Genomic DNA, 13,966 nt, shown 5'->3' with positions numbered 1-13,966 from the left:
ATTTACCTACTGTTTTTTTTCAGACGAAAAGTTGTATAACGAATTATCAATAAGCCCATTAGTATAAATTTGTATATAGGCTTTTAATCGCTGCTCTAATTTCTCTAGATTTACTGGCTGCACCAAACCCGCAGGCTTAGTAAATGTTTTTGGTAGCTCACCAGTTTCAACTAATGCACCCTCTGCCATAGGTAACTTCACATATTTTCCTTGTGATAATAACCAAAAAGCATCGTCTTCCTTGATGATTGCATCTGCACGAGCATTCTGTTCCAACAATGAACGCCCAAATGGCAAGATTTTCTCTTGCTCTGGCAGATTCAAATAATCAACGATTGTAGCAGGGATATCGATTTGTTGAGCCATATCGGTGATAACACCATTATCTATTTCTTGATTAGGCTGATACAAAATAATGGGGACCTGATGACGACCTAAAGAAGAGGCAAAACGAGGATCGAAGTTATCCGATGTATGGTCAGCAGTAAGAACAAACAAAGTATCTTTATACCAATCTTTGGTGGCCGCCTCCTCAAAAAAACGTCTCAATGCAATATCGGAGTATTGAATAACTCTATGCATTGGGATATCACCTTCTTGTATTTTATCTACATACTGATCAGGCAAAGTATACGGAGGGTGAGAGCTGATAGTAAAAATACCCGCCATAAATGGCTTAGACATTTTATCCATCTCATTTACAGTAAACTTAAGAAATAGTTCATCAAAAATCCCCCACTGCCCATCAAACTGGGAAGAATCAGGATATTCATTAAGTCCAAAATAGCGATCAAAGCCAAATCGATAGGTTGTGTCGTCAAAGTACATGCTGCCATTCTTCGCACCATGGAAAAAAGCAGTACTGTATCCATAAGGCTTTACGATTTCACCCAAGCCATGCATTACATTTGACTGATACGGCGATCGCATAAAAGCCTCAGACATCAGTGATGGGACACCCACTAAAACCGATGGAATAGCTTCAATAGAACGACGACCGTTCGCAATGCCATTTGGGAAAAAGCGCCCCTTCTCAGACAGCTCTTCTAAAAAAGGTGCGTATGATTTCAAACCATAAGGAGGACCCAAATACTCCAAGCCAAAGCTCTCCAAGATCAAAATAACAACATTATGCTTTTTAATTTCAGAATCACTAGAGATCGATTTATTTTTATCAGCTATTGCCATCAACAAATCACTGTCAGAGGCAAAATAAGCCACCTTTTCTAAATGATCAGCATCCTCTTTTAAAAGTGAAAATGGCGTATTTAGAACAAGAGCCCCTAACCCGCTAGAAGGATAACTATATGCATTCAGAGCTCTAATAGGCTTAGATTGAAATCCTCCCCGCCCAGCCAATACAAAAACCACTGTTAGTACAAGGCAAAGTAACACAACCCAGAATTTGGGCATAAAAATCGGTTTAAGTCGCTTGCTCACCTTAAAAAACAACACGGCATAAAGAAAATAAATCAAAATGCTACCGACAACATACCACCAATAAACAAGGATTAACTCAGGCAACTGGGATACAACATCATTGGCCATAGAGAGCACTTCAAGACCACTACGACGGCCTGTGTATGGGAAATAAACGGTATCCATGAAGTTAATGATAATTGCCGATACACTTACAAAAAACAAGTAGACAAAAACCATTACCATATTCGCTTTGAATAAAGCGCGAAACCAAATTGAAACAAACAAGAAAAGTAAGAGTAAAGAATTTAATAGCGCAATAGTCGCTAAATCAAATCGCAAACCATGCAATAGAGCCAGCAATATATTATCAGAGGTTTCAGCCACAAAATAATCTGAGTGGACTCCAAAAAAGTACAACCGGGTTAAAATAAACCCTATAAATATCAAAATTAGCCCAACACCTAAAAAGACAAGAGGTGTTATATTTATTCTTTTGTTTTTATTATCTTGATGCATGCTGACCCTTTTCAATCAGAGTAAATATTAACGTTCATTTATAACAAAAAAAAACCGCGATTAGGCGGTTTTTTTATTTACATCATTCTAATTAATCGTTTTTACGTGGTGCTCTTGGACGACGCTCGCCGCTGCGATTTGCATCGCGATCACGACCGCCACCAGCACCAGCACTTGGACGACGACGCTCACCACCAGATGGACGACGATCACCACCAGATGGGCGACGATCACCGCCACCAGCTGGACGCTTACGAGTAGAAGGTGCTGCTGCACGCTTATTCAACTCATCGGCATTGTCTAGCTTAGCAATGTCAGTACGCTGACCACAAATACGAGTTTTACCCAACTTACCTAATGCATCCGCGCTTAGGTTAGAAGGTAAATCGACTGTAGCAAAATCTTCATAGATTTCGATATGACCAATGTAACGGCTTTCAATGTCAGCTTCGTTAGCAATCGCACCAACGATGTTGCCAGGCTTAACACCATCACTATAGCCAACTTGAACAACATAACGCGTCATAGACGTATCAGGATCATCCTTTAATGGCATAGCTTCTGCCGTAACTGGACGAACTTTACGTTCGCGTGGTGCACGATCGCCACGATCGCCACGGTCTCCGCGATCACCACGGTCTCCGCGACCGCCATCACGATCATCACGATCATCACGACGTTCTCTGCGTTCTTGACGAACTTCCATTTCAGATAACAACAATGGTGTTTTACCTTGAGCCATATGAGCCAAAGCAGCCGCCATTTTCAATGGATCAACTTCGTTTTCTTTCTGGTAGCTTTGAACAAGTTCCAAGAAGAAATCAAGGTTTTCGTTATCCATCGCATCTGTAATGCTCTGCTTGAAGCGATTAACACGATGCGCATTAATATCTGAAGCAGTTGGTAGTGTCATGCTCTCAATTGGCTGACGAGTTGCGCGCTCAATCGCTTGCAACATACGACGCTCGCGATGAGCAACAAACAATATTGCTGTACCAAGACGACCAGCACGACCAGTACGACCGATACGGTGAACGTAGGATTCAGTATCATATGGAATATCGTAGTTAACAACGTGACTTACGCGTTCTACATCCAAACCACGAGCTACAACGTCAGTTGCAACAAGAATGTCAATTTGACCTTTCTTGATACGATCAACAGTACGTTCACGCAAATTCTGGCTAATGTCACCATTTAAGGCTTCACAAGCGTGGCCACGAGCAGTTAGCTTTTCAGCCAATTCTACTGTTGCCGCTTTTGTACGAACAAAGATGATCATGCCATCATGTTCGTTCATTTCAAGAATACGAGTCAAAGCGTCTAACTTATGTAGACCGCTTACTGGCCAATATTTTTGAGTAATCGTCATCGCAGTAGAAGTTTTTGTAACGATTTTCACTTCTTTAGGATTATTCAAATGACGGTTAGCTACCTGACGAATCACAGGAGGCATAGTCGCAGAGAACAAAGCTATTTGGCGAGTTGGTGGCGTTTGCTCAAGAATCCATTCGACATCGTCGATGAATCCCATACGTAACATTTCATCCGCTTCATCAAGAACTAGGGCTTTAAGGCCGTCTAGTTTCAATGTTTTACGACGAATATGATCCATAACACGACCAGGTGTACCAACAACAACTTGAACACCACGTTTTAGTTGGCGAAGTTGAGTGTCGTATGACATGCCGCCGTAAATTGGCAAAACATGAAAATCAGGAAGGTTACGAGCGTAACTTTGAAATGCTTCAGCGACCTGAATAGCAAGTTCACGGGTTGGAGCCAGTACAAGTAATTGTGTCGTTTTATCTGTAACATCAATGCGAGACAGTAGCGGAAGCGCGAACGCTGCTGTCTTACCAGTACCCGTCTGCGCTTGCCCCAAAAGGTCTCGACCTTCTAATAGATATGGAATACTTTGCGCTTGGATAGCAGATGGTTGCTCGTAACCTAGGTCAGCAACCGCTTTAAGAACAGGGGCGATTAGGCCCAACGAATCAAATGTAGGCTGAGTATCAGCGTCAGACATGTAAATTAGTACCTTTTTTTGGTGAGGATAAGGCCTGTAATCATTTACATGCCTTAATGAAATTCTCTAGAAATTCTCTGAGGAAAAACTGATGGCGAAGTATATACAATAAAAGAGAAATAAGCTAGGCCATATTGAAAATAAGATTGGCGCCCTTGCGGCGCCAATCACTTGTTAGTGCTTATTATCAGTATCCACTTTAGAGTCAATCATCACTGCCAACCAATGCATCTTAGGGTTTGCCTCGAATGCTAGCTTCATGATGATGGTTAGTGGAATCGAAAGCAACATGCCAACTGGACCAAATACCCAACCCCATAGTAGTAAAGAAAGAAACACCACCAAAGTGGAAAGCCCTAACCCACGCCCCATGTAGCGAGGCTCAATCACATTACCAACAATCAGATTCACAATTAAAAACACGCCAGCAACCAAACCCGCCGATAAGCTACCAAGCTGAACAAAGGCAAGCAAAACAGCAGGAACCGCTGCAATAATAGACCCAATATTTGGTACAAAATTTAAAAGAAATGCACATACACCCCATAAAATAGGGAAATCAACACCTAATACCCACATGAAGAAAGTAATTAGGACACCCGTCAACATACTTAGTAAGGTTTTTATCACTAAGTACCGATTAACCGATTTGATGAAGGAATCAAATTTATCCATTGATTTAGAGGCGTCACTGAACGCTAAAGACAGTTTTTTAGGTAGTTCAACGGCTTCAAATAAAATGAAAATCACAATCATCACCACCAAAACAAGATTAGTTAGCGCGCTCCCAAGCCCTCTTAAAGCATTCGCAACCATCTGCATTAAAGCGGAAGGATCAATGTACCCCTTCACTTGATCATAAGATACATGCAACCCTAGTCGATTAATCATTTGTATTAAGCTGGACATTTCTTCGCCAAAGCGCGTTTTGTAACTAGGCAGCTGATTGGAAAAATTATCTAAAGATGCACCTACAAGCACAGCAATAGAACTAATTCCAACCAGTATAACTAACACAACAACCAGGATAGAAAGCCAAGTTGGCAGATTCCGACGACGTAAACTGGACATAGCTGGGGCGCAAATAATGGCGATAAAAACTGACAACATGAAAGGCACCACTATTTGAGAGGCCTCCTTCAGCGCAGCAATTATGATCACAAAGGCCGCAAAACCAACTAGCCAATGAATGCCTTTATGCTGTTCATTCATATAAATTCCTTATAAAGGTATCGGATAAATACTTTGAGCGTAATCAGCCAAGTCCTGTAACATAATTTGTTTCGCTGCAGGCAGATCCGGTGTTTGAGCAATTTGATTCAAACGTTCAAAATACTGTTCCATATTGATTGAGCCGCCGCCATCTTTTTCAAGTAAACGAACCTGCCTATATTCTTCCCACTCGAATTGTTGCTGTTCACTCAATTGATCCGGGTAATTTCGACCAATATAACGCATTAACATTTCAGGCAGGCGACGATCATCAAATGACATAGCCAATTCTGACAAATGGCTAGCCGGTGTCGAACGAATCTTTTCCATCCTCACCCGATCTTCACGAGAGAAAAAACCACCAGAGTAAAGCATGACATCTGGATCTTTGTGTATTGGTCGATCTTCTTGCATAAAGACATCACTGAGCTTAGCCGCTAAACCAGCATGCCCTTTTATGATGGCAAGATTATGACGACAAACTGAACCATCCAATTCTAGACGTTTGACGACGTCAGCATCTTTCAAAAAAGTGGCTGGAGCAACTGCCGGAGATTTATTGTAGTGAATCACTTTTAAAGGCAACCTTTCTAGATCCCCCAACTCATCTTGACGAGTAAAAACCCGATGACGAATCTCTTCCACACTCAAATCAATTAAAGGCTGAGCATCTGCCATAAGATCAAAAACAATCACACCATTTTTGTTCGTTGGGTGTGGCGCAACAGGTACAACAAAAGCCGCGTAGTTTTTTGCCTGCCCAAACATCCCAGAAATATGCAAAAAGGGTTTTAGTCGCGCCACATCAATAAATTGCTGCAATTCGTGTTTTTGGCGCATTTTGAAATAGTAAGCAAACAATTTTGGCTGCTTACTACGAATTAACTTAGCAATCTCAATGGTTCCATAAACATCAGATAAGGCATCATGCGCTTGCTCATGAGCAATGCCATTTGCTTTCGTGAGCGCTTCCAGCTTCATCGAAACCTGGCCGTCTTCATTCTTCGGCCAAACAACCCCCTCTGGACGCATAGCGTAAGTCATACGCACTAAATCAATCATGTCCCAGCGAGAGCAGTTGTTCTGCCATTCTCTGGCATAAGGATCAATAAAATTACGATAAAAACCATAACGAACGACTTCGTCATCAAAACGAATCGTGTTGTAACCCAAAGCGCAAGTACCAGGCTGCGAAAGCTCTGCCTCTACTGCCTGCATAAATTCTGCTTCGCACAAGCCTTCACGATTAGCATCTTGTGGGCTAATACCTGTCAGCAAGCATGCCTCTGGTTGAGGCAGAACATCCTCCGCTAAGCGGCAATAAAACATGATTGGCTCGCCGATGGGATTAAAATCAAGATCTGTTCTAATCCCAGCAAACTGCATAGGACGATCTCGCGCAGGGTCCGTTCCGGTTGTCTCAAAATCAAACCAAAAAAATGAAGTGGGGCCCGATGAAGTCACAAATAATTCCTGTAAGCCGTTAAATAAAAAAGGTATTATACGCATCTTGGCGTGCATTTGGCGATGAAAGGAGTAGATCTATGCCAGTCCCAATGATTTGCCCATGCGGAACAGAAAGTCCTTATGAGATGTGTTGTGGTATGTACCACCACAATCCAGGCACCGCTCCGACAGCAGAAACACTAATGCGTTCGCGCTACACGGCTTTTGCTATTGGTGATTTTCAATACATAGCCGCCACGCAAAAATTAGAAGATGAGCCAGATCAAGACACTGCAGACATCCAAGACAGTAATGAACATACCAAATGGATAAAGCTAGAAATTAACGCAACAGAAGATGGCTTGGAAAAAGACAAAACAGGGGTTGTCACCTTCTCTGCTCATTTCAAAGAAGGCAAACATATAGGTCGCCTAAACGAACGATCTATATTTAAAAAGATAAAAGGACAATGGTTCTATATTGCTGGCGAGCACGATGTTCAGAAGAACACGCCGTTAATTAATTCTGAAGCTATGAACATAGGCAGGAATGACCCATGCCTATGTGGATCTGGTAAAAAATTCAAGAAATGCTGTGCTGTTGCTTAACTTAGTCAACAGCGTCCCATTTTTCTTTTATGCTTCTCAGCTCATCTTCAATGGATAAAAAAGTGCGCACCAACTCTGGATCAAAGTGTGTGCTTGCCGCTTGCTGAATATGCTCAAACGACTCTTCTATTGTCCAACTCTTCTTGTAAGGACGCTTCATAGTAAGCGCATCAAATACATCCGCTAAAGCAACAATACGAGCGGATTGTGGGATATTCTCCCCTATTAATCCTGATGGATAACCCGTTCCATCCCATCTTTCATGATGACCTAATGCAACTTCTGCTGCCAATTTAAATAATGGCGCTTCTCCCCTTATTAAAATTTCATGCCCAATGACGGTATGCTGACGCATTATCACCCATTCATCATCTGTTAGCTTATTAGGAGATTTTAAAATGCTATGAGGAATACCCACCTTACCAGTATCGTGCATAGGTGCAGCCAGTTTTAACAATTCGACCTGTGATTCTTCCCACCCTATCGTCCTAGCTAATGCTGCACAATAATCCGCCATTCTCCACATATGCACACCAGTATCGGTGTCGTTAAGCTGACTTACCGCACCTAACATACCTATAGCGGACTCCAATGCTTCATCAAGCTCTCGAGTTCTATCATCAATAATTTGTTTGTTACGTAAATTTTCTTCAGCTAATTTTAAATGGGTTGACACTCTAGCTAAAGTTGTTAGAGGCGTTATTGGCTTAGTAATAAAATCCACACAACCAACATCAAAACCTTTTTGCTCGTGCTGAGGATCAGTAACAGCAGTTAAAAAAATAACAGGAATGTCTTGTGTTTTTGGGTTGGATTTCAATCGCTCACATACTTCAAAACCATTCATATCTGGCATCATAATATCCAGCAATATAATATCTGGTAAGCATCGATCAATAATATTTAAAGCTAACAGTCCGCTTTTTGCCACTTGAACATGGTACTGTTCCGACAGAATATCTTTAAGTAAATCAATATTTCTAGGCACATCATCAACAATAAGTACTCTTTTGTTTTTTGAAGCCATCCGACTTACTATTTCCTTTGTACTAGCCAATTCGCTCTCCTTTACTACACTCATGACACGAAGCCACGTTTAAAAGCCTGAATCTTACCCATGGCATCTTGATAATCATAAGAAGAAATATCTTCTAGGGCAGACTTTAAAATATCTATACCTTCGTAATCAGAACATTTTTCGATTATTTTTTTGACTAACATTTCAGAATCAGAATCTCCACTCTCTAAAAAAAATTCTAATTTTTCAATGTCAGACCATAAAGAAATTAAACCTTTATTATCCCGCGAAAAAGAGCCGCTTTCTTTTTTAGTCAACGAGTTAAATCCATACTTCATTATCCAAAACTCAAGCTTTTCAATCAAAAGATATGGATCTAACGGTTTATACAAAACATCATCAATACCTAAATCTGCAAGGTTCTCTTGCTTTAAACTTAAAGCATCGGCCGTCAAAAAAAGAATAGGGGGTTTTTTGTTACGCAATGAGCTGAATATCTTTTCACTGGCCTCATAACCATCCATTATGGGCATCCTAATATCCATTAGAATCAAATCATAATCGAGAAGAAGTGACTTTTCCCAAGCATCTTTACCGTTTTCAACCCAATCAACGGATGCCCCTAGCTTTTCAACTATAGCCTTAACGATATTGGCATTTATTTTATTATCTTCAGCTAATAATATAGTTTTGCTTTTAAAGAACTCTTTATTATCTAAAGCAGCCTTAATGGATTTCTCATTCTTTGAATCGTCTTCACCTAAACTAAAAGCAGCTATTTTTTTATGCAGATTGGTAGGAGTAACAAGTCCTGACACTTGACAATCAGGCATATTTAAATCGCTACCATTTAAAAATAGTATATGCCTTTCAAGACCTTTGAGTTGTTCAGAAACCATACCTTCATCATTCAACCAATGACGGCCTGCAATTATCGTCAAGTGATTTTCTGACATATCCGATAGTTTCAACTTAGAGATACGGTCAAAATTTAGCTCTGTAAAAAAAGAAGCTATGCCAAGGTCTTCTTCAAATATAGTCACATTTTCTAAATGTGGTAAAGTCGATTTCGAATCTGGACGGTAAGGAAGTTTAATTGTAAAAACACTACCTTCGTTCAATACACTTTTATAAGAAATATTACCACCAAGCAATCCCACTAGTTTTTGCGTAATACTCAAACCCAAGCCAGTACCACCATATAATCTTGTAGTACTGCTATCGGCTTGTTTAAACACACCAAACACATCGACATTGTCAGCTATGCCAATACCACTGTCCTGCACATCAATCAAAATTCCTTCGGTATTTGATTGATGAATTTTAACCATGACGGAACCGGAATCAGTAAACTTAATTGCATTACCAACCAAATTTACTAGAATTTGCTGAAGTCTGGTCTTATCACCAATCAAACTATCACTAATGGTAAAATCACGAACAATCATAAAATCTAACTTTTTGGATCGAGCTGGGTTTTCACCCGTCTGATAAACATACTCCAGTACTTCATCTAAGCTAAACGACCTATTTTCTAAATCTATTTTGCCTGATTCAATTTTTGAATAATCTAAAACACTATTAATGATCGAAAGAAGAGCATCGGCCGATTGCTGAATTTTAAGCACTTTTTCGCGATGATCCCTACCCAAATCCCCATCTAATAATAAATAACTAAAGCCGACAATAGCATTCATTGGTGTACGAATTTCATGACTCATTGTTGCTAAAAACTCTGATTTAACTTTTAAAGCTTGCTCTGCAGAAAAAACAGCAATTTCAAGCTCGCCAGCTAATTTCTGAGATCTTTCAAAGGACTCTTTAGCTACTTTAAGCTGCTTAAACAGCATAACAATTATGATCATCATAGTGATTGTTAATAAGGCAATCAAAGAGCCTAAATAGAGAAATAACCCCAAACTGTCTTTTCTCTGTTGTACTTTATTCTTAGACCTAGATGCTAATGTACTTAACACCACGCCCTCTGTTTCTTTCAGCAGAAAGTTGCTTTTTTCTAAAAGTTTTTTAACATCGATTAATGACTTATCAACAAATAAAAGCTGATCAATTTCAGTTACTTCACTTTGCAAAGTTGTCATTAACTCTTCAGCATTGTCTAATCTATCAAATAGAACTCTTAATTGTCCTTTTGCTAAAACATTCACACGACTATAAAGAATATCAAATCGCACCTGAGCATCATTGAGCCTTGATTCACTAAAATCATCTTCCAGTAAGTTTAATGAATTTCTCAACTTCAAGGTTTCTCTATCTAGCTGATAAGCAGCCCATAACGCATCTTCTTCGACCGCAGACAACATTATCTTTTGACGATCAACCAATTCGGTAAAGATCAGCATTGCTGCTCCCATGAAAATAAGAGCAGTAACCACCAATAAAACAAAAGGCGACGACCCCTTATTACCAAGAACTCTTACAATGGGAGATAGACGAAAAGACATAATGACTTTTACTCAACGTTTATCGATTTTATTTGCCAAACAGAGCGGTTATGAATAACTTCATTATTTAAGTTTGGATTATCACTAAAAGGATAAAGTAAAAATATCGGCCCCTTATCTCTCACACTCATAACTTTGCCGTTCATGTCCATCGCGAGAATCACATTGTAGTCATCACCATCTTTTTTCGGCACTATCGCACTATAGTCATTTAATGCAGTCATGGATAAGGTAGCTGTTTGAGCACCCACCGCCGACATGACGGAACGCAACAAAGGCCCACGATAAAGATCAACACCCTCACTCCAAGGCGTTACAGTTTTTTGCTCTATAACCTCTAGATTCATCAGCATACCGCGGTCAAATTCAGCTGTATTTTGATCAGTATTAGTATTGGAGATATTTCCAGTGACAGTTAGGATGACAGGCCCTGTTGGTTTAGATAAAACCTGCGCCTGTACAGTAGTAACAGCGAATACTCCAATCACTATCATTCCTGCGAGAACATATTGCTTCATTACAAACACCTTAAATGGATTAATATTGTGGCAGTATAATGAATAAACATCAGGCTTTCGTTACTAACTTACGAAACGACACGTTTTCTACACCAAGCAAAACAAAGGTCGAACAATAGATACAAAAAAACCGCAGAAGCGGCTTTTATATTCTTTAAGTATCTAAAAATTAAAAGATATTTAAGGTACTGGATGACCTTGAGATGCGACCCAAATACGAAACCAATCATCATCACTAAGCGGAGTAGACACAGCATCTACTGCTGCAGCTAAACGAGCAATTTTTCCAGATCCCATAACAGGACAAATACCAGCTGAATGACGCAATAACCACGCGACAACGATTTGATCAACTGTACAATTTTTTTTCTGCGCCAACTCACTCAACACAGCTTGAACTCGCTTTGCTTTTTCGCTTGTTCCTGAAAACAATTCACCACCAGCAAAAGGTGACCAAGCCATTGGTGTTACAGCATGCTGCTGCACATGATCCAATGTACCATCTTCAAAGTGCTGCAACGCCAGTGGAGATAATTCCACCTGATTAATAATCAACGGCGCATCAAGGCGCGACTGCAACAAATCGAATTGACGAGTGGTAAAGTTGGATACGCCAAAATGCTTAACCTTGCCAAGCGTAAACAACAAATCAAACGTCTGAGCGACTTCATCCGCATCCATCAAAGGACTTGGACGATGCAATAACAAGGTATCGATATGCTCACATTGCAAATTCACCAAAGATCGATCAACACTCGCCAATATATGCTCAGCACGATAATCATAACGATGGACCTGAATGTCTGGGCGATTGTCTGACGGCAACAAAATCCCACACTTAGTGATGATTTCCATCTTATCTCGCAAAGCAGGTTTAAGCTTTAACGCCTCGCCAAACAAAGCTTCACACTGATAACCACCATAAATATCCGCATGATCAAACGTCGTCACACCAAGATCTAAACATGCTTCAATAAAGCCTAGTGTTTCTGAAGAAGCCATATTCCATTCTTCTAGCCGCCAAAAACCTTGAGCGATACGTGACCCTTCAAAACCAAGGGGATGATATTGGTGTCTCATGGATATTTTCCTCAACTTCATTATTTTATTGCCAATCATTCTAAAGAGACTTTGTTATAAAAAACAGCAAACTGAGTGAATCGGCATAACTGACAGGAAACATCATCGAAGGTATACTATGCCTCATTCAAGACTGACCTCTAACGAAAGAGCGACGCGACCACCTACAACGGACAGACTATAACGATTAAATTGCGGGCAATATCGAACACTTATAATTTACACGCAGCGATACACTACTAAACACAAGAACTAAACAATAAACACAACACCACTGTGATGGACTTAATAATGAATTCAATTACGCTAGGCCCTCTTTCCAAAGCCAATGGAGAGATCCAAATTCCGGGTTCCAAAAGCCTTTCAAACCGTATTTTATTGTTAGCAACGCTAGCAAAAGGCACCACAAAAATTACCAACCTACTAGACAGCGACGATATTCGCCGCATGCTAGAAAGCCTAACAAAATTAGGCGTTAACTATTCTCTAGAAGATAACGGCACAACCTGTGTACTAAAAGGACTTGCCGGCCCAATCCAGGCAGATTTCGGTGATTTATTCCTTGGCAACGCGGGTACAGCAATGCGTCCCTTGGCTGCAGCACTTTGCCTAGGCAAAGGTGAGTTTCATCTACATGGTGAGCCACGGATGCACGAACGCCCAATTGGTGACCTTGTAGATGCTTTGCAAGCACTGGGTGTCGACATCTCTTACGAAGGCGAAAAGAATTACCCACCTTTACGCATTAAGGCAAATGGTTTATCTGGCGGCGAAGTGTCTATTAAAGGCAACATCTCAAGCCAATTTCTAACCGCTATATTGATGAGCGCCCCATTGGCAAAAGATGATTTAATCATCAAAGTTGATGGTGAATTGGTTTCTAAGCCTTACATAGACATCACGCTACATGCCATGAAGCAATTTGGTGTGGAAGTGGAAAACCAGAATTACCAAGCATTTGTTGTGAAAGGTCAGCAAACTTACCAAAGCCCTGGTGAAATCATGGTAGAAGGTGATGCTTCTTCTGCGTCTTACTTCTTGGCAGCTGCTGCTATTGCAGGTGGAAAAATTAAAGTCCACGGCGTTGGTACAGACAGCGTACAAGGTGACGTAAAATTCGCCGATGTACTGGCTAAAATGGGGGCGAAAATCACCTACGGTCCAACTTGGATCGAGGCGGAGCGTAACGAACTTAACGGTATTGATATGGACATGAACCACATTCCTGATGCGGCCATGACCATCGCAACAACTGCACTATTTGCCAAAGGCCCAACAAAGATTCGCAACATCTACAACTGGCGCGTGAAAGAAACTGACCGTTTATATGCCATGGCCACTGAACTGAAAAAACTCGGTGCCGACGTCATTGAAGGCGAAGACTTCATTACCGTCACACCCGTTGAGAAACTTCAACATGCGGCCATCGATACTTATAACGATCACCGCATTGCGATGTGCTTCTCACTCGTTGCCTTCTCAGATACGCCAGTGACCATCAACGATCCGGGTTGCACATCAAAAACCTTCCCAACCTATTTTGAATTGTTCAATACCATAGCCAGCTAACAGTCACTTTAGGTAACACGAAAAAGGCCAATTACAAACAAAAAAGCCCCAGCTTTGAACTGACCCCATAAAGTTGGACTCTATTC

The 13,966-nt window shown here is 40.7% G+C and carries 10 protein-coding genes; 2 read left to right on the top strand and 8 right to left on the bottom strand.

Annotation, left to right across the window (positions count from 1 at the left end; genetic code table 11):
- Positions 1-6 precede the first annotated feature (6 nt).
- The 4 genes from TY87_RS20300 to sbcB all read right to left on the bottom strand — a co-directional run bounded on the left by TY87_RS20300 (position 7) and on the right by sbcB (position 6,643).
- Positions 7-1,938, bottom strand: coding sequence for an LTA synthase family protein (locus TY87_RS20300; protein WP_100188454.1), 1,932 nt, complete (start codon positions 1,936-1,938; stop codon positions 7-9).
- A 91-nt stretch (positions 1,939-2,029) separates the two neighbouring features.
- Positions 2,030-3,967 carry a DEAD/DEAH box helicase gene (locus TY87_RS20295; RefSeq protein WP_100188453.1) on the bottom strand — a complete coding sequence of 646 codons (1,938 nt, stop codon included), beginning with the start codon at positions 3,965-3,967 and terminating at the stop codon, positions 2,030-2,032.
- Positions 3,968-4,141: 174 nt separating this feature from the next.
- Positions 4,142-5,179, bottom strand: a complete 1,038-nt coding sequence (locus TY87_RS20290) for an AI-2E family transporter (RefSeq protein WP_100188452.1) — start codon at positions 5,177-5,179, stop codon at positions 4,142-4,144.
- 9 nt (positions 5,180-5,188) lie between these two features.
- Positions 5,189-6,643: an exodeoxyribonuclease I gene (gene sbcB, locus TY87_RS20285; RefSeq protein ID WP_100188480.1), complete on the bottom strand. Its 1,455-nt coding sequence runs from the start codon at positions 6,641-6,643 to the stop codon at positions 5,189-5,191.
- 80 nt (positions 6,644-6,723) lie between these two features.
- Here sbcB and TY87_RS20280 point away from each other — a divergent pair, with 80 nt between their 5' ends.
- Complete coding sequence (locus TY87_RS20280; protein WP_100188451.1) at positions 6,724-7,233, top strand: YchJ family protein; 510 nt, start codon at positions 6,724-6,726, stop codon at positions 7,231-7,233.
- 1 nt (position 7,234) lies between these two features.
- Here TY87_RS20280 and TY87_RS20275 read toward each other — a convergent pair whose 3' ends face one another.
- The 4 genes from TY87_RS20275 to TY87_RS20260 form a co-directional block, all read right to left on the bottom strand.
- A complete protein-coding gene (locus TY87_RS20275) occupies positions 7,235-8,290 on the bottom strand; it encodes an HD domain-containing phosphohydrolase (protein WP_232617193.1) in 1,056 nt (351 codons plus the stop codon).
- 20 nt (positions 8,291-8,310) lie between these two features.
- Complete coding sequence (locus TY87_RS20270) at positions 8,311-10,713, bottom strand: ATP-binding protein (RefSeq protein ID WP_100188450.1); 2,403 nt, start codon at positions 10,711-10,713, stop codon at positions 8,311-8,313.
- A gap of 8 nt (positions 10,714-10,721) precedes the next feature.
- Positions 10,722-11,231, bottom strand: a complete 510-nt coding sequence (locus tag TY87_RS20265; protein ID WP_100188449.1) for a putative pterin-binding protein — start codon at positions 11,229-11,231, stop codon at positions 10,722-10,724.
- Between the two features lie 180 nt (positions 11,232-11,411).
- The gene (locus TY87_RS20260) at positions 11,412-12,311 is read right to left on the bottom strand and encodes an aldo/keto reductase (RefSeq protein WP_100188448.1); all 900 of its coding nucleotides are present in this window, start codon (positions 12,309-12,311) and stop codon (positions 11,412-11,414) included.
- A 291-nt stretch (positions 12,312-12,602) separates the two neighbouring features.
- Between TY87_RS20260 and aroA the strand changes: the two genes are divergently transcribed.
- Positions 12,603-13,880, top strand: a complete 1,278-nt coding sequence (gene aroA / locus TY87_RS20255) for a 3-phosphoshikimate 1-carboxyvinyltransferase (RefSeq protein ID WP_100188447.1) — start codon at positions 12,603-12,605, stop codon at positions 13,878-13,880.
- Positions 13,881-13,966: the final 86 nt, after the last annotated feature.

Origin of the sequence: Marinomonas sp. BSi20584, assembly GCF_002792415.1 — a bacterium.
Taxonomy (GTDB): Bacteria; Pseudomonadota; Gammaproteobacteria; order Pseudomonadales; family Marinomonadaceae; genus Marinomonas; species Marinomonas polaris.
The sequence above is the reverse complement of the archived record's forward strand: the minus strand, read 5'-3'. Positions and strand labels throughout refer to the sequence as shown.